Annotated in this window: 20 protein-coding genes and 1 tRNA gene; 5 read left to right on the top strand and 16 right to left on the bottom strand. The window is 63.2% G+C overall.

What is annotated here, in order from left to right; genetic code table 11:
• Nucleotides 1-88: 88 nt before the first annotated feature.
• A complete protein-coding gene (gene rpmA / locus SKA58_RS10650; RefSeq protein ID WP_009822431.1) occupies nt 89-358 on the bottom strand; it encodes a 50S ribosomal protein L27 in 270 nt (89 codons plus the stop codon).
• A 32-nt stretch (nt 359-390) separates the two neighbouring features.
• Nucleotides 391-690 carry a 50S ribosomal protein L21 gene (gene rplU / locus SKA58_RS10645; protein ID WP_009822430.1) on the bottom strand — a complete coding sequence of 100 codons (300 nt, stop codon included), beginning with the start codon at nt 688-690 and terminating at the stop codon, nt 391-393.
• 186 nt (nt 691-876) lie between these two features.
• On the opposite strand from rplU, the gene SKA58_RS10640 reads away from it, so the two are divergent.
• The 3 genes from SKA58_RS10640 to ybaL all read left to right on the top strand — a co-directional run bounded on the left by SKA58_RS10640 (nt 877) and on the right by ybaL (nt 3170).
• Complete coding sequence (locus tag SKA58_RS10640; RefSeq protein WP_009822429.1) at nt 877-1275, top strand: hypothetical protein; 399 nt, start codon at nt 877-879, stop codon at nt 1273-1275.
• A 61-nt stretch (nt 1276-1336) separates the two neighbouring features.
• Nucleotides 1337-1474 (top strand): hypothetical protein, encoded by a 138-nt coding sequence (locus SKA58_RS20070; RefSeq protein WP_009822428.1) that lies wholly within the window; start codon nt 1337-1339, stop codon nt 1472-1474.
• A gap of 67 nt (nt 1475-1541) precedes the next feature.
• Complete coding sequence (gene ybaL / locus SKA58_RS10635) at nt 1542-3170, top strand: YbaL family putative K(+) efflux transporter (RefSeq protein ID WP_009822427.1); 1629 nt, start codon at nt 1542-1544, stop codon at nt 3168-3170.
• Between the two features lie 6 nt (nt 3171-3176).
• On the opposite strand, the gene SKA58_RS10630 is transcribed toward ybaL, so the two are convergent.
• The 12 genes from SKA58_RS10630 to SKA58_RS10575 form a co-directional block, all read right to left on the bottom strand.
• The gene (locus tag SKA58_RS10630; RefSeq protein WP_009822426.1) at nt 3177-4712 is read right to left on the bottom strand and encodes a cryptochrome/photolyase family protein; all 1536 of its coding nucleotides are present in this window, start codon (nt 4710-4712) and stop codon (nt 3177-3179) included.
• A 66-nt stretch (nt 4713-4778) separates the two neighbouring features.
• Complete coding sequence (locus SKA58_RS10625) at nt 4779-6521, bottom strand: DEAD/DEAH box helicase (protein WP_009822425.1); 1743 nt, start codon at nt 6519-6521, stop codon at nt 4779-4781.
• 288 nt (nt 6522-6809) lie between these two features.
• Nucleotides 6810-7508, bottom strand: a complete 699-nt coding sequence (rplA, locus tag SKA58_RS10620) for a 50S ribosomal protein L1 (protein WP_009822424.1) — start codon at nt 7506-7508, stop codon at nt 6810-6812.
• Nucleotides 7509-7512: 4 nt separating this feature from the next.
• Nucleotides 7513-7944, bottom strand: a complete 432-nt coding sequence (gene rplK, locus SKA58_RS10615; RefSeq protein ID WP_009822423.1) for a 50S ribosomal protein L11 — start codon at nt 7942-7944, stop codon at nt 7513-7515.
• Between the two features lie 127 nt (nt 7945-8071).
• Nucleotides 8072-8608, bottom strand: a complete 537-nt coding sequence (gene nusG / locus SKA58_RS10610; RefSeq protein WP_009822422.1) for a transcription termination/antitermination protein NusG — start codon at nt 8606-8608, stop codon at nt 8072-8074.
• Between the two features lie 21 nt (nt 8609-8629).
• Nucleotides 8630-8836, bottom strand: coding sequence for a preprotein translocase subunit SecE (gene secE / locus SKA58_RS10605; RefSeq protein WP_009822421.1), 207 nt, complete (start codon nt 8834-8836; stop codon nt 8630-8632).
• A 170-nt stretch (nt 8837-9006) separates the two neighbouring features.
• A tRNA-Trp gene (locus SKA58_RS10600) sits at nt 9007-9082 on the bottom strand.
• 67 nt (nt 9083-9149) lie between these two features.
• Nucleotides 9150-10061, bottom strand: coding sequence for a YihY/virulence factor BrkB family protein (locus SKA58_RS10595; protein ID WP_009822420.1), 912 nt, complete (start codon nt 10059-10061; stop codon nt 9150-9152).
• Nucleotides 10062-10148: 87 nt separating this feature from the next.
• Nucleotides 10149-10883, bottom strand: a complete 735-nt coding sequence (locus tag SKA58_RS10590; RefSeq protein ID WP_009822419.1) for a FadR/GntR family transcriptional regulator — start codon at nt 10881-10883, stop codon at nt 10149-10151.
• Between the two features lie 17 nt (nt 10884-10900).
• Nucleotides 10901-11824: a Gfo/Idh/MocA family protein gene (locus SKA58_RS10585; RefSeq protein WP_037542983.1), complete on the bottom strand. Its 924-nt coding sequence runs from the start codon at nt 11822-11824 to the stop codon at nt 10901-10903.
• A complete protein-coding gene (locus SKA58_RS10580) occupies nt 11821-13398 on the bottom strand; it encodes an aldehyde dehydrogenase (NADP(+)) (protein ID WP_009822417.1) in 1578 nt (525 codons plus the stop codon). The genes SKA58_RS10585 and SKA58_RS10580 overlap by 4 nt, the downstream gene beginning before the upstream one ends.
• Nucleotides 13399-13523: 125 nt before the next feature.
• The gene (locus tag SKA58_RS10575; protein WP_037543412.1) at nt 13524-15326 is read right to left on the bottom strand and encodes an IlvD/Edd family dehydratase; all 1803 of its coding nucleotides are present in this window, start codon (nt 15324-15326) and stop codon (nt 13524-13526) included.
• 197 nt (nt 15327-15523) lie between these two features.
• Between SKA58_RS10575 and SKA58_RS10570 the strand changes: the two genes are divergently transcribed.
• Together SKA58_RS10570 and SKA58_RS10565 are read left to right on the top strand one after the other, a co-directional pair.
• A complete protein-coding gene (locus SKA58_RS10570) occupies nt 15524-16552 on the top strand; it encodes a COX15/CtaA family protein (protein WP_083784916.1) in 1029 nt (342 codons plus the stop codon).
• Nucleotides 16549-17349, top strand: coding sequence for a hypothetical protein (locus tag SKA58_RS10565; RefSeq protein ID WP_009822414.1), 801 nt, complete (start codon nt 16549-16551; stop codon nt 17347-17349). The genes SKA58_RS10570 and SKA58_RS10565 overlap by 4 nt, the downstream gene beginning before the upstream one ends.
• Nucleotides 17350-17355: 6 nt before the next feature.
• Here the strand turns inward: SKA58_RS10565 and SKA58_RS10560 are convergent, their stop codons facing one another.
• Together SKA58_RS10560 and SKA58_RS10555 are read right to left on the bottom strand one after the other, a co-directional pair.
• Nucleotides 17356-17982 (bottom strand): hypothetical protein, encoded by a 627-nt coding sequence (locus tag SKA58_RS10560; protein WP_009822413.1) that lies wholly within the window; start codon nt 17980-17982, stop codon nt 17356-17358.
• Nucleotides 17983-18048: 66 nt separating this feature from the next.
• Nucleotides 18049-19497 carry a sigma-54-dependent transcriptional regulator gene (locus SKA58_RS10555; RefSeq protein ID WP_037542982.1) on the bottom strand — a complete coding sequence of 483 codons (1449 nt, stop codon included), beginning with the start codon at nt 19495-19497 and terminating at the stop codon, nt 18049-18051.
• Nucleotides 19498-19515: the final 18 nt, after the last annotated feature.

Below are 19515 nucleotides of genomic sequence, written 5' to 3'. Positions count from 1 at the left end.
TTATTCCCTTGGACACCGGGTCAGGTCAATGGCCCCGACACCGGAAGGATCGCCCCTTGTTCAAGGACGACCCGTCATCAGTCGTCCGTTATTCTGCCGCTTCGGCCATTGCGTCAACCGACACATATTTGCGGCCGAGCTTGCCGGTGTGGAATACCACCTTGCCTTCGCCGAGCGCGAAGAGGGTGTGATCCTTGCCCATGCCGACATTGCGGCCGGGATAGACGCGGGTGCCGCGCTGGCGAATGATGATGTTGCCGCCGATCACGTCCTGACCGCCGAACTTCTTCACGCCAAGGCGCTTCGACTCCGAATCGCGACCGTTGCGCGACGAACCGCCAGCTTTCTTATGTGCCATGACCTAAACTCCTCGAAATTCTACGCTGTGGCTCAGGCGCCGATCGATACGATCTTGAGGATCGTGTGATTCTGGCGGTGGCCGTTCTTGCGACGATAATTGTGGCGGCGGCGCTTCTTGAAGACGATGACCTTCTCGCCCTTCGCCTGCGCGATGATTTCGGCCGCGACGGTCAGCTTGGCGGTGTCCTTCAGGTCGCCGCCGTCACCGGCCAGCAGGACGTCATCCAACGTGACCTTGTCGCCGGCTTCGCCAGCCAGCTTTTCAACGACGATCTTGTCTCCGGCGGCGACGCGATACTGCTTGCCGCCCGTGCGCACGATAGCGAACATGGCTTGTCTCTTCTCGTTCAAATCTGCTTTACGCAGATCATCGAGGAGGAAATCCTGTCGACCCGCGCGGGAATGTGGCCCGTTAGTGGAATGACTCGCTGCTGTCAACCGATCCGGGGCTGTTTCCGGTCTGGCTTTCATCTTCGCGCCCGCCTATCTTGACCGTGATGGCGCTCGGAAGTGACAATGCGGCCCGGTAGCGGCATTAGCATATTGGCAGCGCGCCATGTTGAGCGCCTGCCGGTGCGCGCGGCATTCTGGACGCTTATTTTCATCACCTTGCTGTCGGCGCTTGCTCCCATGGGCGCGCCGCTCACCCGCCTCAAGGGTTCGGCATTCAATCCGGCCACGACCGAAGTCGTCCTGAAATCGCGCGCCAGCACGATGCAGGCTATGTCTCCTTCGCGGCGCAAGGACGCGGACGGGGTGTCACATGCATTCCTGCTCGTCCGCAAGGCGGCATGGCTCACCCTGGCTGCGGGGGCGGCAGGTGTGGCCGCGATGCCTTTGCCGGCAGTCCCCGTGCTGCGTCGGCACGATCTGCTCCGCGCACATCGTGCGCGTGCGCCACCGGCCGGTCTGTAACGACATTTGGATGCCACGGCGTTCGTGACGAACGCTTCGCCACAGCAGCGGGAGAGCGAATATGTCGCGTCTCGATGATCCGTCGGGCGACCCTTCGCGTCGCCAGCGGCCACCCTGGTGGTTTATGCCTCTGACCATGGGCGGTCTGGGCATTGCCGCCGCAATTCTGTCCATGGTGATGATCACCATAGTGGACTGAACCCCATCAAAGCCGGGCGCTCGCTTCGTGCAACGCCCGGTGGTTTGCAGAAAATGGAAAGGCAGACATGCCGCATCATACACCGTTGATTGGCACGATCGTCGCGGGACTGGTCGTCGCATTCATCATGGGATCACTCGCGCATCGCGTGAAACTTTCGCCACTTGTCGGATATCTGATCGCGGGCATTCTGGTGGGTCCGTTCACGCCCGGCTTTGTCGCGGATGCAGGGCTGGCGAATGAATTGGCGGAAATCGGCGTGATCCTGCTGATGTTCGGCGTCGGCCTGCATTTCTCGCTCAAGGATTTGCTGTCGGTCAGGCACATCGCGGTTCCAGGCGCCCTGGTCCAGATCGCCGTGGCCACGCTACTGGGCATGGGGCTGGCGCATGTCATGGGCTGGACGGTGATGGGCGGCCTGGTCTTTGGCCTCGCGCTTGCCGTCGCCAGCACCGTGGTTCTGTTGCGTGCGCTACAGGGCGCTGACCTGGTGGATACGCGCAGAGGCCGCATCGCGGTCGGCTGGCTGATCGTGGAGGACCTGGTGATGGTGCTCGCCCTCGTGCTGTTGCCCGCGCTTGCCGCCGTGCTGGACAATGACCAGGGCGAGGGTGCGTCAGCTCTGCTTGCGCCCTTGCTCGGCACCCTGCTTAAAGTTGTCGGCTTCGTTGTCGTGATGCTGGTCGTTGGTCGTCGCGTCATCCCCTGGGCGCTGCACTGGGTCGTGCACACCGGGTCGCGCGAACTGTTCCGGCTGGCTGTCCTGGCGATCGCGCTGGGCGTTGCGTTCGGCGCCGCCTATGTCTTTGATGTGTCGTTCGCGCTGGGCGCTTTCTTTGCCGGCATGATCCTGGGCGAAACGCCGCTCAGCCGCCGCGCGACCGAGGAGACGCTTCCCCTGCGCGATGCCTTTGCGGTGTTGTTCTTCGTATCGGTGGGCATGTTGTTCAATCCAGCCGTGGTGGTCGAACATCCGCTGCCGTTGCTGGCGACGATACTGATCATCGTCATCGGAAAATCCATCGCGGCCTGGGGCATTGTTCGCGCCTTCGGCCATCCCAATGTGACGGCCATCACCATCGCCGCTAGTTTGGCGCAGATCGGAGAGTTTTCCTTCATTCTCGCGTCCCTGGGCACGGGTCTTGGCGTTCTGCCTGCTGATGCGCGGGATTTGATCCTGGCAGGGGCGATGGCGTCGATCTTCCTCAATCCCATCCTCTTCTCCCTGATCGTCCGCGCGCATAGGCAGAACGAGGAGGAGCCATCGGAAACCGACCGCCAGGTCGCCCAGGCCATGGGCCACATGATCGTCGTCGGCTACGGCCGGGTCGGCAAACTGATCGCCGCTCGCCTTGCAACAAGGGGAGTCCAGTTTGTCGTCATAGAGGATGACTCCGAAAAGGCCGGCGAGGCGGCTGAGGACGGGCATGATGTCATTCGGGGCAACGCATTGGATGATCGCTATCTTATCGCCGCGGGCATAGCGGAAGCGCGGCATATGCTGATCGCCGTGCCGGAGGGCTTTGAGGGTGGGGCAATCCACGAACATGCCCGCCATCTCAATCCGACGCTCAATGTCATCGCGCGCGCGCACAGCGACGCCGAAGTTGCGCATCTGGAATCCTTGGGAGTCGGACACATCGTCATGGGGGAACGCGAATTGGCGACGCGCATGCTCACGCTCTGCGGCGCATAGGGTTAGTCAGAGGCTCTCCAGGAATCGCGCTGCCTGCTTGCGGGTGGCGGCGCGGTCCTCTTCCTTCATCCTCTGCCAGTTGCGATAGGGCATCGCCATGCGCGGGTTGCGTGCGAGCCTGCGCTCGTTCCGCGCGATGAAGTCCCAGTAGAGCGCATTGAAAGGGCAGGCGTCATCGCCCACCCGCTTCTTCACATCGTAGCGGCATGTGCCGCAATAGTTTGACATGCGATTGATATAGGCACCCCCGGCCGCATAGGGCTTGCTGCCCAGCAAGCCGCCATCGGCGAACAGCGCCATGCCGATGGTGTTGGGCATCTCCACCCATTCATAGGCGTCGGCATAGACCTCCAGATACCAGACATGCACCTGATGCGGGTCGATCCCCGCGATCAGGGCGAAATTACCGGTGATCATCAACCGCTGGATATGATGGGCATAGCCATGGTCGATGGTCTGGCCGATCGCCTGAGCCAGGCAATGCATGTCTGTCTCGCCGGTCCAGTAGAAGTCGGGCAAGTCCCGCTGTGCCTCCAGCGCGTTGCGCTTTCCATAATCAGGCCCTTCATGCCAATAGACGCCGCGCACATATTCGCGCCAGCCGATGATCTGGCGGATGAAGCCTTCGGCGCAATTGAGCGGCACCTTGCCCGCGCGATAGCGCGCCTCGACCTCCCGGCACAGATCCAGCGGATCCAGCAGCCCGGCGTTGATATAGGGTGACAGGATCGAGTGCCACAGGAACGGCTCGTCGGTCAGCATTGCGTCCTGATAATCGCCAAAGCGTGGCAGGGCATCGTCCAGGAAGCGCTTGCGCTGGCGCAGCGCTTCGTCATGCGTGACCGCGAAATGAAAATAGTCGAGGCTGCCAATATGGTCGGCGAAGCGATCGGCAACCATATCCAGCACCGCCTGCGTCACGCCATCGGGACGAAACCGGATCGGATGCGGCATCAGCAGGTCGCGATCGGGGGCTGGCTTGCGATTGTCGGCATCATAATTCCATTGCCCGCCCTCCGGTTCGCCCGCGTCCGTCATCAGCAGGCCGGTCTTGCGCCGCATGTCGCGATAGAAAAACTCCATGCGCAACTGGTTGCGCGCCGCTGCCCAGCTGTCGAACTCCGCATGGGAGCAGAGGAAGCGATCATCCTCATGGATGGTGACCGGGATGGCGAACCGGGTTTCCCAGCTTTCGATCATGGACCGGACGCGCCATTCGCCCGCTTCGGTCACGTGAATCGCGCGCGGTTGATGCCGCTCAACTGCCCGCGCAACCTCGCTGGTGAAAGAGCCCCTATTGTCAGGCGCGTCGAGCGTCACATAATCGACCGTCCAGCCAAGCGCGCGCAGACGTTCGGCATGATGGCGCATGGCGGACAGGATGAACGCGATCTTGGCCTTGTGATGCTTCACATAGGCCGTCTCGTCCGCCACCTCCATCATCAGGACAATGCTGTCATCCTTGTGGGCAGCGCGCAGGGCGGCAATGTCAGGGGTCAACTGGTCGCCGAGCACGGGAATGAGCAAAGGGCCGTCGGTCATCCCGATGGAATGACCGACGACCCTTCAATATCCCAGCCTGTCCGAAGGGGCAGGTGGCCCAACGGCTCAGCGACCGCGCGGTGGCCCCTTGCGCCCACTTTTGAAGGGGCGCGGTGCATGGCCGCCGGGACGCGAGGCGCGATCATTGCCGCGCGGTCCGCGATCATTGGGACGACCGGCGCGCTTGTGCTGGCGCGCTTCCTCCCGCGGGCTGCCTTCGATCATCTCGAAGGCAACATCGGCGCCCTCGTCATTGGCTTCCCCCGTGCGCTTCAAGGCGGAAGTGAAGCGGCTGACGATCGCCTTGGGGATTTCGAACATCGTCTCGTTCGTCGTGATACGAATCGCGCCGATGTCTTGGCGCGACACATGGCCCCGACGGCAGATGAGCGGCAGGATCCAGCGCGGATCGGCATTCTGCCGGCGGCCAATGTCCATGCGGAACCATTGCGTATCTTCAAAGCCTGGACGCGGACCGTCATTGCGCGTCGGCGCTTCGCTGCGGTCGAGCAGTTCCTCGGGCGCGGGCAAGGCGGCACGTGCGCTCTTCACCAGCATCGCGGCGATTTCCTTGGCGCTCTTCTCGGCCAGGATTTCTGCGCCCAGCGCCCAGTCCGCCTCGTCCAGTTCGGCGCGCTCCATCAGGCTGGCGCGCAGGCGAGCATTGTCCTGCTCCAGAATCGCTTCCTTGCTCGGCGGGGTGCCCCATTCCACCGGAATCTTCGCCCCGCGCAGCATCGATTCGACGCGACGGCGGCGCGGATAGGGGACGATCAGCACGGCCGTACCCTTCTTGCCTGCGCGTCCCGTGCGGCCCGATCGATGCTGCATCGTCTCGGCGTCGCGGGGCAGTTCGACATGGACGACGAGGGACAGCGAGGGCAGGTCGATGCCGCGCGCGGCCACATCGGTCGCCACGCACACCCGCGCCCGTTTGTCGCGCAGCGCCTGCAACGCATGGTTGCGCTCATTCTGGCTATGCTCGCCCGACAGCGCCACGACGGCAAAGCCGCGCTCGGTCAGGCTGGCGTGAAGGTGGCGCACATTGTCACGGGTGGCGCAAAACAGGATCGCCGTCTCCGCCTCATGAAAGCGCAGCAGGTTCACCACTGCATTCTCAATGTCGGAAGGTGCGACGGTCAGCGCCTGATAGCTGATGTCGCCATGGCCGCGTTCCTCGCTCATGGTCGAAATGCGCAGCGCGTCCTTCTGGTAGCGCTTGGCCATGGTCACGATCGGCTTGGGCATGGTGGCCGAAAACAGCAGCGTGCGGCGTTCCTGCGGCGCGCTGTCGAGGATGGCCTCCAGATCCTCGCGAAAGCCCATGTCCAGCATTTCGTCGGCTTCGTCCAGAACGGCCGTGCGCATCGCGCTCAGGTCCAGCGCGCCACGCTCCAGATGGTCGCGCAGACGCCCTGGCGTACCCACCACGATATGTGCGCCATGGCTCAGGTTCCGACGCTCCTTGGCCGCGTCCATCCCGCCGACGCAGGTCGCGATGCGCGCCCGTGCCGCGCCGTAGAGCCATTCCAGCTCGCGGCTGACCTGCAACGCCAGTTCGCGCGTCGGCGCAATCACCAGCGCCAGCGGCAGGCCGGCCACCGGCAGGCGCTCCGCATCGCCCAACAATTCGCCCGCCATGGCGAGCCCGAAAGCGACCGTCTTGCCCGATCCGGTCTGCGCCGAAACGAGCAGGTCGCGGCCATGCGCTTCTTCCTGCGTGACTTCGGACTGCACGGGGGTCAGTGCTTCATAGCCCTTGGCGACGAGCGCCTGAGACAGCAGGGCGGGGAGAGTTTCAAAAGCCATATTTCTAAGTTCCATCGGTAAAATAGCGACCCGCCATTCCCGACGGATACGAAAGACCGTTCATGCCATTCGCGGGATGCGAAGGCCCGAAGGATGGTCAGTCCTTCGGTTCCAAATCCTCCCGCATTTGGGGAGGGGGGCCGGCCATGCCGGTGGAGGGGTGTCCCCCTTCTTGCGGACCATTCCGGTCCGACGCCGCCTCGATGTCGAAGCCGCGGCAAAGAAAACAAGAAGGCCGCCTTCCCCCGCATGGGAGGGAAAGCGGCCCCTTTATCACTTTTCAGTCGATCAGACGGAAGCGACTTCCGCCACATCGACCTTCACGCCCGGGCCCATCGAGGACGACAGGGCGATCTTGCGGACATATTTGCCCTTCGAACCCGATGGCTTCGCCTTGACGATCGCGTCGACGAAGGCGTCGAAATTCTTGCGCAGGTCTTCGGCCGAAAAGCTCGACTTGCCAAGACCGGCATGAATGATGCCTGCCTTTTCGACGCGGAATTCGATCTGTCCGCCCTTGGCGGCCTTCACGGCTTCGGCGACGTTCGGGGTTACGGTGCCCAGCTTCGGGTTCGGCATCAGACCCTTGGGGCCCAGCACCTTACCCAGACGACCGACGAGGCCCATCATGTCGGGGGTGGCGATGACGCGTTCGAAATCGATGTTGCCGCCCTGGATCGATTCCAGCAGGTCTTCGGCGCCGACGACTTCGGCGCCGGCCGCCTTGGCGGCTTCGGCCTTGTCGCCACGGGCGAACACGGCGACGCGCACGTCCTTGCCGGTGCCAGCGGGCAGGGTGACGACGCCGCGCACCATCTGGTCAGCGTGACGCGGATCGACGCCCAGGTTGATCGCGATTTCGACGCTTTCGTCGAACTTGGCGGTCGCGTGGGTCTTGATCAGGCCCAGCGCCTCATCGACGCCGTGCAGCTTTTCGCGGTCAACGGCAGCGGCCAGGGCCTTCGCCTTCTTGGTCAGCTTTGCCATGGTCTTAGCCCTCCACCACGTCGAGGCCCATCGCGCGCGCGGAGCCTTCAATGATCTTCGTTGCAGCGTCGATGTCGTTCGCGTTGAGATCGGGCATCTTGACCTGCGCGATTTCGGCGAGCTGTGCGCGGGTGATCTTGCCAGCGACGGCCTTGCCCGGCTCCTTCGAGCCCGACTTCAGGTTGATCGCCTTCTTGATCAGGTAGGTCGCCGGCGGCATCTTCGTGACGAAGCTGAACGAACGGTCCGCATAGACGGTGATGATGGTCGGCAACGGCGTGCCCTTGTCCATCTTGTCCGTCGAGGCGTTGAACGCCTTGCAGAATTCCATGATGTTCACGCCGCGCTGACCCAGGGCAGGGCCGATCGGCGGCGAGGGGTTGGCGGCTCCAGCGGGCACCTGGAGTTTGATATAGCCCGTAATCTTCTTGGCCATTGTCACTCTCTTTCAAGTTTAGCGGTCAAGCAGGCTGCATAAAGCAACCCTCCCGCATGCATCACCGGCTTCCCGGCAATTTCGTCGCCCATCTTTCCGGATCATATCCGGATGACGGGCATCATTCTTATTTCGACAGTTCGACCTGTTCGAAATCCAGTTCGACCGGGGTGGCGCGACCGAAGATCGACACCGAAACCTTGACCCGGTTCTTTTCGAAATCCAATTCCTCGACAACGCCGTTGAAGCTGGCGAAGGGGCCGTCCAGAACCTTGACGCTGTCGCCGATCTCGTAATCGACATTGACCTTGTGCTTGGGCGCGGCCTCGGCTTCCTTCTGGGCGCCGAAATAGCGGGCGGCCTCGCCCTCGCTGATCGCCTGGGGCTTGCCCGACGAGCCAAGGAAGCCCGTCACCTTGGGCGTATTCTTCACCAGGTGATAGATGTCGTCGTTCATGCTAAGCTTGGCGAGGACGTAGCCGGGCATGAACTTGCGCTCGACCTGCACCTTCTTGCCGCGCTTCACTTCGGTCACCGTTTCGGTGGGCACCTCGACCTGTTCGACCAGTTGGGAGAGGCCCATGCGCTCGGCTTCGGCCAGGATCGATTCCTTGACCTTGCTTTCGAAGCCCGAATAGGCGTGGATGATGTACCAGCGCGCCATGTTACTCTTTCATACTCCCGATCAGGCCCGGCCGGCCGCGAGGCTGAGCAGCCACTGGACGATCGCGCCGAAGAAGGTGTCGATGCCGAAGAAGAAGAGCCCCAGCAGCGTGGTCATGATGACGACCATCACGCCAGTCATCACCGTTTCGCGACCGGTCGGCCACACGATTTTCGACGCTTCGGTCTTCACCTGATTGACGAATTCGCCGGGGGAAACCTTCGCCATCGCCTGCCTTTTCACCTTCGTATCAACGCCAATTCGCGAAGCAACAGTCCGCCCTCCCGATCCCGCCTGTTCCAGCGTCCGGGGGTGCGGCCGCCTGCTCCGCGACCTTGTTTCGCCTGCGCACTTAGCCGCGAGCCCATTGATATTCAAGGGATCGCGGCCAGTTCGCTTGGCAGGAGTGGAGGGACTCGAACCCCCGGCATTCGGTTTTGGAGACCGACGCTCTACCAGCTGAGCTACACTCCTGTGCCGGCGAAGGAGGGCGCTTTAGCGTGGCGAAGCGGGCAGGGCAAGCGCGATTATCGCGCCGCCGTCATTGCGCCGGCGGCTCGTCGATCTGCGTGTCGGCGCTTGTCTGGCGTTCGGCCTCCCGATTGAGCTGTGCCCCCAGCAGAACGACGAAGGCGGAGACATAAAGCCACAGTTGAAGGACGACCACGGCGCCCAGTGAGCCATAGGTTTCGTTGTAATTGCCAAATTTCGACACGTAGAAGGATACGGCCAGCGTCGAGAGTAGCCAGAGCACTGTCGCGGTGACGGATCCCGCCGTCAGCCAGCGCCAGCGCGCCTTGCGCCGATGCGGCCCGAAACGGTAGATGAGCGCGAAGATCAAGCTGGCGAACATTCCCGCCACGATCCAGGTGATCGCCTTGGTCAGGAAGATCGCGATCTGGCCCCAGCCATTGGTCAATGTTTCGAGAAACCCGATCACCGACGCGGTGAGCACGCCCACCACGACCACGAGAACCGCAGAGAAAGTGATTCCCAGGGACACCCGGTAAAAGGCGAAGATCGACCGCGCTTCGGTCTGTTCATAAATGATATTGAGCGCCTCGATCGTTGCCGAGGACGCGCGGGTGGCACCATAAACGGCAAAGGCTAGGGCAAAGATCAAGCCCAGGCCGACGGCAGGCTTGGTCGTCGTCACAATGGCCATCAACTGTTCGTAGATGAGCTTGGCGGCCTCCTGTGGCACGACCGTGATCAGCGACCGGACATTGTCCGCTACCAGTTGAGGATCGCCGATCAGACCATAGGTCAGAACCACTGCCAGCAGCAGCGGAGCGATGGACAAAAAGGCGTAATAGGCGACGCCCGCCGACAACAGGCTGATGTGATTGGTCGACAATTTGCCGTAAACCCGTTTGAGGATTTGCCACCAGCCGCGCGCCGGTATCTGCCATGGTGCGTGGGCATGGACCTGCTGCGCTACGATATCTGTCATTCCAATCCCCTGCTTGTCGATATCGGGAAGCAAGCGCGCGAACCGGAGTGCGGGTTCCCTGTCGATCTGGGCCCCAGGGCGTCGATGTCACTCCGACAGCGCGATATCCATGTCGGCCAAGGCGAGGCGAAGCAGTTCAGCCATGGAATCGCGCGCCGCCGCGGTGTCGCGTGCAGCTATGGCCTTATGCACGGATTGGTGATCGGGCAGCGGATCGCGCGGAAGCAGCTTTTTGCGATGCTTGAACGTGGTGGTCCAGCTGACCGCCGCGCCGACGGAACTGGCAAGCGCAGCCAGGGCGTCATTATGGGCCGCAGCCAATATGGCATGGTGAAAGCGCTGGTCGGCGGCGCGGCCTTCGGGCGTGGAGAGGCCATAGCGGCGCATTTCGCCCAATGCCATATCCATGACCGCGAGTTGATCGTCCGTGCGCCGCCGTGCGGCGAATTCCGCGGCGGCCGGCTCGATCACGCCACGCAGTTCGAACAGGTCGCGAATGAAGGCGCGATCGGGTTCGCCAGCAAACATCCAGGCGAGCATTTCGGGGTCGAGCACATTCCAACGCGCGCGGGGAAGCACGCGCGTGCCCGCTTTCGGCCGGCTTTCAAGCATGCCCTTGGCGATCAGGATGCGGACCGCTTCGCGATAGGCGGTGCGCGATACGCCAAGCCGTTCGGCGGCCTCGATCTCGCCTTCGAACAAATCGCCAGGCTTGTGCTTGCCGGTCAGAATGGCGGTGCCCAGGTCGCGGGCAATGGCCTGATGGATGCGGAGCGCGCCCTCGTCGGTTCCGAAATGGCCCTCCTTGCGCGCGCTCCCCATGGCGTTTTCCTTTTAGATTAATCCTCGAACGCTGCCGTAGGACAATGCCGCCCGCAAAGGAAGGCGTCCGCCACCAATCGCAATGGCGCGGTGTCGACGTCGATGGCCCGCCGTTCCACCAAATCGACGAAGCGCCGATACATTGCGGGATATTCCTCATCCGGCGCCTTCATCTGGACTTCGCCGTCGAGCCGCAATGTATTGCCACCTTCTGATAGCAAAAGGCTGCCATTGTCGGTCTCGACCGCGATGTCCCAGGTTTGCGGCCCGGTTTGGCGCCAATCGAACACGGTGTCGATCGCCGCGCCCGATGCCGTCGCCATGCCCAGCGTCGCGCCGATCGGTGCCTGCTTGTTGGACGGCACTTCCAGTTCCGCCGACAAAAGGGTGATCGGCTCCCCGACGATTTCGGTCAGGATCGACAGGGCGTTGATGCCAGGATCGAAGACTCCGAAACCGCCAGCCTCCCAGATCCAGGGTTGTCCCGGATGCCAATGGCGCACATCCTCTCGCCATTGGATGTCGATCCGTTCCACCTTGCGGTCGGCTATCCAGGACTTGGCCTGGGCCACCGCAGCGGCATAGCGGCTATGCCAGCTGGCGTAGAGCGTGACGTTTTTTTGCCTGGCCAGCGCGGTCAGCGCCTCCACTTCGGACACGGTCGCGCCGGGAGGTTTTTCGAGGAACACATGTTTGCCCGCCAGCAGCGCCTGTCTGGCTGTGGCGTAGCGGACCTGTGGCGGCTGACACAGGATGACGGCATCCAGATCAGGCTCCCCTGCCAGCATCGCACCGAGGTCGGGATAATTCTGGACCCCTTCCGCTTGCGCGTTGCGGCTGGCGACCGCGACCAGCGCGATGCCGTCGACCTTATCGATCGCCGGCAAATGCTGGTCGCGCGCAATCTTGCCAAGGCCGACGAGACCGGCCCGGATCATCAGGCTGCGACCTCCAGCTTGCCTTCGACGCGGCGCGTAAGGCCCCAGGGATTGGCATCCTGCAAAGCGGCGGGCAGCAGCGTATCAGGAACGTCCTGATAGCAGACGGGGCGCAGGAACCGCATCATCGCCAGCGTGCCGACCGAGGTCGAACGACCATCGGCGGTCGAAGGGAAGGGGCCGCCGTGAACCATGGCATGGGTCACTTCGACGCCGGTGGGCCAGCCATTGGTGAGAATGCGCCCAACCTTGCGCGACAGCGTCGGCAACAGCTTGGCGGCGTGATCCTGATCGCCCTCGCCAATTTGCAACGTGGCGGTCAGCTGACCTTCCAGACCGGCGATCGTCGCAACGACCTCATCGATGCTCGAGCACCGGATGAGAACCGAGGAAGACCCGAACACTTCCTCCGCCAAAACCGGGTTCGACGTGAACGTCGCGCTGTCGGTCGAGAAAAAGGCAGCCTGTCCACGGTTGACGCCTTCGGGTTCGGTGCCGCGCGCAACAGTGGTGACGCCGTCGGCGCCGGCCAGGGCGGCAACGCCCTTCTCATAGGCTTCGTGAATGCCCGGCGTCAGCATCACCTGCGGCGCCGCGCCCGACATGGCGGCAGCGGCCGACGCGACGAACGCATCGAGATCCGGGCCATCAAGCGCGATGACAAGGCCGGGATTGGTGCAGAACTGGCCCGAACCCATGGTGAGCGAACCAACAAAGGCCGCGCCCATGGCTTCGCCGCGGCTGGCGAGCGCGCCGGGCAGCAGCACCACCGGGTTGATCGACGACATTTCGGCGTAGACCGGGATCGGCTCGGGCCGTTCGGCGGCGATCTTCATCAGCGCCGTGCCGCCACCGCGCGAACCGGTGAATCCGACAGCCTTGATACGCGGATCAGCGACCAGAGCGCCGCCCAGGGCGCGATCAGCACCCGGAAGGTAGGAAAAGACGCCTTCATCCAGGCCACAGCTCTTCACTGCCGCCTGGATGGCGCGGGCAACCAGTTCGCCGGTGCCAGGATGCGCGCTATGCCCCTTGACGACGACGGGTGAACCCGCCGCGAAGGCGGCTGCGGTGTCGCCACCCGCGACCGAAAAGGCCAGGGGGAAATTGGATGCGCCGAAGACGGCGACGGGTCCGACCGAATGATTGACCCTGCGCAGGTCGGCGCGGGGCAGAGGCGCCCGTTCCGGCATGGCGCGGTCGATCGTGGCGTCGAGCCAGTCGCCCAGACGGACATAGGAAGCGAACAGGCGCAACTGGCCGACCGTCCGGCCGCGTTCGCCCTCCAGTCGCGCGCGCGGCAGGCCGGATTCGGCCATCGCGGTTTCGATCAGCAGATCGCCGATACCCATGATGTTGTCGGCCACGCTTTCCAGGAAGGTTGCGCGGGCGTCAGGAGACAGGGTAGAAAAGCTTTTAAAGGCTTCGTCGGCCAATTTGGTGGCTTGCTCGACGTCCGCAGGCATGGCGCTGGAAAAGGCGACATCGCCCTTTTCGCCGGTCGCCGGATTGATGGCGTGGAAGGGCTGGCCGCCGGTGCGCTCGCTCGCGCCGATGAGGATGGCTCCGTTGAACATGGCTGTCTCCTTAAAGAGGGGCTGCTGGTCTTTTGCGCCGCCAGAATATTATGGCGACCGCTATGCGAATGGGAGCGGGGGAGGATGGCGACGCAGATGGAAAGCCGCCGTCCCGCTTTCAATGCTTAATGATTGTCGCGCGGCAGGCCCTTGGTCTGGGCGATCCGCTGATATTTTTCGGCGCCTTCCAATATGGCCCCGGTGTTCATCTGACCCACGACAGAACGCTGGATTTCCTGCCAGGGCGTCTGCGAGGCGGGATATTTATACCCGCCCGCCGCCACCAATTTCGCGCGGCGCGCCTCCAGTTCCTCGTCGGAAATCAGGACATTCACGGTCCCGCTCTTCAGGTCCATGCGCACGCGGTCGCCCGTTTCAAGCAATGCCAGGCCGCCCATCGCCGCAGCTTCGGGCGAGGCGTTGAGGATGGATGGGCTGCCCGACGTGCCCGACTGGCGGCCATCGCCGATGCAAGGCAAGGCGCTGATCCCTTCCGTGATAAGATAGGAGGGGGGGCGCATGTTCACCACTTCGGCAGCACCCGGATAGCCGATCGGCCCTGCGCCGCGCATGAACAACAATGTTTGGGCGGTGATGCCGAGCGACGGGTCGTCGATGCGGTTATGATAATCCTCAGGGCCGTCGAACACGACCGCCGCGCCTTCAAACGCTTCGGGATCGTCGGGATTGGAAAGATAGCGCGCCCGGAATTCGTCGCTGATGACGCTGGTCTTCATGACGGCCTGGTCGAACAGATTGCCGGTCAGGACCAAGAAGCCGGCTTCTTCCTTAAGCGGCTGATGGAAAGGCCGGATGACCTTCTCATCTTCAATCTCTACCCCCCGGCAATTGTCGCCCATGGTCTTGCCGTTGACGGTCATCGCGTTTGTCCGGATCAGCCCCTGGTCGATCAGCTGGCTGATGACCGCGGGCAAACCACCGGCGCGATAATAATCCTCGCCCAGATATTCCCCCGCCGGCTGCATGTTGACCAGCAACGGCACCTTGTGCCCGACTGTCTCCCAATCCTTGAGCGGCAGGTCGACGCCCATGTGCCGCGCGATCGCGGCCAGGTGAATGGGCGCGTTAGTCGATCCGCCGATCGCCGAGTTGGCGACGATCGCGTTATGGAAGGCGTCCAGCGTCATGATGTCGGAGGGCTTGAGATCCTCATGCACCATGTCGACGATGCGCTTGCCGGTATGATAGGCCGCTTCCTGACGATCGCGATAGGGCGCGGGGATTGCAGCCGTGCCCGGCAGCATCATGCCCAGCGCCTCGGCCAGCGCGTTCATCGTGCTGGCCGTGCCCATGGTATTGCAAAAGCCCGTTGAGGGGGCGGAAGACGCGACCAGCTTGATGAAGCCCTCATCGTCGATCTTGCCGGCGGCAAGCAGCTGGCGGCCGTGCCAGACGATCGTGCCCGAACCGGTACGCTCGCCCTTGTGCCAGCCATTGAGCATCGGTCCGACGGACAAGGCGATTGCGGGGATGTTGACGGTAGCGGCAGCCATCAGCAGCGCCGGCGTCGTCTTGTCGCAACCGGTGGTCAAAATGACGCCATCAAGGGGGTAGCCATAGAGGGCTTCGACCAGGCCCAGATAGGTCAGGTTGCGATCCAGCCCGGCCGTAGGGCGCTTGCCCGTTTCCTGAATGGGGTGGACCGGGAATTCGATGGCGATGCCGCCCATTTCGCGGATGCCCTCACGCATGCGTTCGGCCAGCACGATATGATGGCGATTGCACGGCGACAGGTCGCTGCCGGTCTGGGCGATGCCGATGATCGGCTTGCCGCTGCGCAACTCCTCCAGGGAAAGACCATAGTTCAGGTATCGCTCGAGATAGAGCGAGGTCATGTCGATATTGTCGGGGTTGTCGAACCAGGCGCGGCTACGCAGCTTCGGGGCGGACTTGGACGAATCGCTCATGAGGGCATCCTGAAAAAAGAAGAGGCGCATTCCGCGCGCTTGGCTGCCTGATATACTCATACAAATTCAATATCAAGGCGGCGCGCCCGACACGCTGATAAATGTGGGCCAGCGGATCGCTGGGCAAAGGCGCCTGGGACGATCGGTCTCTGCTACCGGTCTTGAATTGGAAAAGGGTTGGGCGCAAGGATCGCGCCATGACGATCATGGATCACCGTTCGGCGCCGCGCGCCATCGCCAGATGGCTGCTGATGGTGGCGGCGCTGGTCTTCTGCATGGTGGTGGTGGGCGGAATTACCCGCCTGACCGAATCGGGTTTGTCCATCACCCAATGGAAGCCGATCACCGGGGCAATCCCGCCTCTGACCCACAACCAATGGATGGAGGCTTTTCGCCTTTATCAACAAATTCCCGAATATCAGGAAATCAATCGTGGCATGACCCTGTCGCAGTTCCAGTTCATTTTTTTCTGGGAATGGGTGCATCGTCTGCTCGGCCGGCTGATCGGCGTTGCCTTTGCGTTGCCGCTGCTGTGGTTCGCTTGGAAACGGATGATCCCGACAGGCTATGGCTGGCGTCTGGTCGCATTGTTGGCGCTTGGCGGTTTGCAGGGCGCGATTGGCTGGTGGATGGTGAAGTCCGGCCTGTCCGTCCGCACCGATGTGAGCCACTATCGGCTGGCGGTGCATTTGCTGACGGCCCTCTTCATCATGGGCGGGCTGATCTGGACCGCGCTCGACCTGCGTGTCCTGGCGCGGCGTCCTGCGGCGCGGCCGGCGCGCCTGCGGCCTTTCGCGCTGGCGGTTCTTGTAACGCTTGGCGTGCAATTGATGTTTGGCGCTTTCACCGCCGGGCTGGATGCGGGCTATGTATCCAGCACTTGGCCGCTTATGAATGACCATCTGGTGCCTCAGGGCATTAATTGGTCAGGGTCGTTTTGGGCGACGCTGTCGTCTGATCCCTATCTTGTCCATTTCATCCATCGCTGGTGGGCCTGGATCGCCGCGGTTATGCTGATGCTGCTGGCGCGCCGCGCCAAGCTAGCGAGACAGCGCGGCGCTTCGATGGCGCTCAATGCCGCCGTCGGCACGCAGATCTTGCTTGGAATTGCAACGGTGATGACGGGCATAGCCCTGCCACTCGCGGTGTTGCATCAGGCCGTCGGCGCGCTGGTCGTGGCGGCGGCGGCCTGGGCTGCGCACGCGTCGGGTCAGGCGCGCGCATGACGCCGACCCGCGGATTTGCGACGTTGTTGCTGGCCGCCGTGGCGCAGCCGGCGGCGGCGGAACGGATCGCGATCCCGTTCGCGCCGCCTGTCGGCCAGCAATTGGCCTATGACATTGATCAGCATCGCCCCATCGCCGGTCAGGAGAGCCGGTTCAGCGCGCATCGCACGGTGCGATTTGAACGGGTGGGGGATGGCTATCAGTTGTACGCCGTTCTCCGTTCACTCGACAGCGATGCGAGCGATGCCGCCGCTGCATCCTTCCGCGCCGCCCTGACGCCGCTCATCGGGGTCGAGATGCGCTTTTACCTGGATTCACAGGGAAAGATCATTGCCCTGGACGATGATGAAGCGGTGTGGTCCGCCGTCGAGCATGGCCTGGAGACGATGATGGCGCAGTTCGCCCCTGACACGCCCCGCCATCGCGCCGCGCAAAGCGTCAGGACATTATTCGACGGATTGGCTCGCGACGGGCGGCTTGCCCTGCTGGCTGGCGAATATCAGCCGCTGTTCCTGTTCGCAGCGAGCGAGGTCGAAGATGGCGCTAATGGCCGGGGTGTCAGGACAATGGCGGGATCGCCATTGGGCCGGCCCGTTCCAGTCGAAGGCGTCCTGACCTTGCAGGGTCGGGCGGCCGATGGCCTTTCCCTGACCGAAACATTGGCCGGGCCGGGCGTGGACGTTCAGATGCACTATAATGTGTCGCCGGTGACCGGCCTCGTCACGCGACAGGGTCGTACACTGACGGTCGGCACCCGGACATTATCGGAGGAAAGGGTGCTGCGCCCCGCGCCCTGACGCCTGTCAGGGTTGGTTGGCGTTGGCGGCGGCCGCAGGGGTTTGCGTCTGATCGCTCGCTTCGCGCGGCGCAAAAACGCGCAAACTGTCCAGCAGTTTTTCCGCGATGCCCTGATATTGTTCGCTCAGCATTTCGGGATAGACGAAGGTCGCCGTTACGACCGCGCCGTCTGGTTGCCGCAACAGGCGGACGGCGACATTATTGCCTTCGCCATCGTTGGCCGTGCCGCGATATTCACTGTCGCCGACAAAATCGCCATCGACGCCTTCGGCACTGCTGTTCAACGCTTCGACCGTCTGCTGCAGCGTCTCGTCGCCCTCGTTCTTCTGCCAGAAGACGCGCACGTCAGCGCCCGCGCCCGGATCTTCATAAACGACGCCATCGTCATTGCTCGCGCCCTTGTCCATCACCCAGCCTTCGGGAAGGGTAACGGAAAAGCCGCGATCAAGGTTCACATAATTGCGGCTGTCCGCGCTTTCATCGGCCTGCTGGCTTTCGAGCGCGTTGGCGGCTGCGGCATTGGCGGCTGCTGCCAATTCCTCCTGGCTCGGCATGTCGGCGACCGGCTCGGTCCGGCCGCAGGCGGCGAGCAGGAGGATGGGCAGGCAGGCGATGAGCGGGGCATGTTTCATCCTGCGTCCAAAGCATAGCCACGCGCGGATTTCAACGCCGCAAGGAAGCAGCGGACGATGGCTGGTTCAGGCGGCGCTATCAATGCCCAGTTCGGCGAGCTTGCGATACAGGGTCGACCGGCCGATGCCCAGCCGACGCGCAACCTCCGTCATGCGCCCGCGATAATGGCCGATGGCCAGACGTATCACGTCCGCCTCGATCTCCGCGAGCTGGCGGACATGGCCATCCAGTTCGAACAGGGTGATGCCGGCCCCGTCGCGATGCGGCTGGCTGATCGAACGCACCTGCGGCGTCATCCGGTCGACCATGCCGCCGGCGCGAATCTGTGCCGCAATCTGCGGGAAATCCTGGGGCGTCAGGGCGTCGCCATCGCACAAGACCGCTGCGCGGAAGAGGGCGTTTTGCAGCTGGCGCACATTGCCGGGCCAGGGATGCTGCATCAGCAGAGACAGCGCATCATCCGTCAGCCCCAGACTGCGAAGGCCCGGCTGTCCGGCGATCCGCGCCAGCAAGTGGCGACAAAGCGCGGGTATGTCGCCCATCCGTTCGCGCAACGGCGGCACGGTCAACTGGACGACGTTGAGCCGATAATAAAGGTCCTCGCGGAATCGCCCCGCTTCGATTTCTTCGCTCAGCCGCTTGTTGGTCGCTGCGATTACGCGCACATCGACGTGGACGGGCCGGCGAGCGCCGATCGGCTGCACCTCGCCATCCTGCAGCACCCGCAGCAGCTTGACCTGCGCGTCGAGCGGCATTTCACTGACTTCATCCAGGAATATCGTACCCATGTCAGCGGCCACGAACTTGCCGACATGGCGGTCAAACGCCCCGGTAAAGGCGCCGCGTTCATGCCCAAACAGTTCAGATTCGACCAGATTGGCGGGAATGGCGCCGCAATTGACCGTCACCATCGCCTGTTTATGGCGCGGGGACGCGGCATGCACCGCGCGGGCGATAACGTCCTTGCCGACCCCGCTTTCGCCTTCGATAAGAACGGGCACCCGCGCTCGCGCGGCCTTGGCCGCGATTGCCAGCGCGGCGCGGAATTGTGGTGCGGAACCGACCACATCCTCGAACGACAGGGGGGCGGTGATCTTTTCGGTCAGCGGCCGCAATTCGCCTGCGGCCGCGCCGTCGGCCAGCGTAGCGTTGAGCGCGGCCAGCAAGCGCTCGGGCGCAATCGGCTTTGACAGATAGTCGCTCGCGCCCGCCCGCATGGCCTCCACCGCTACAGCCACGTTGTTGTGGGCCGTAAGGACGAGGATTGGCAGGGCCGGCCGCTCTGCGCGCAAATCGCGAATCAGTCCCGAAGGTTCATAGTCCGGGCTCCACTGATCCAGGATGACAGCGTCCAGCAGCATGCCGTCCTGCGTGCCCAGCATCGCCAGCGCCGTTTCGGCATCGGCCGCGAAGATCGTGCGCCATCCCGCGCGTGAAGCGAGCGCGGATACCAGGCGGCGCTGGGCCGGCTCGTCATCGATCAGCATCATTATGGGTACGCCGTCGCGTGCCATTCCAACCCCTTGTCATGA

Source organism: Sphingomonas sp. SKA58 (assembly GCF_000153545.1).
GTDB lineage: Bacteria > Pseudomonadota > Alphaproteobacteria > Sphingomonadales > Sphingomonadaceae > Sphingobium > Sphingobium soli.
This window is presented reverse-complemented; position numbering and strand designations above follow the sequence as displayed.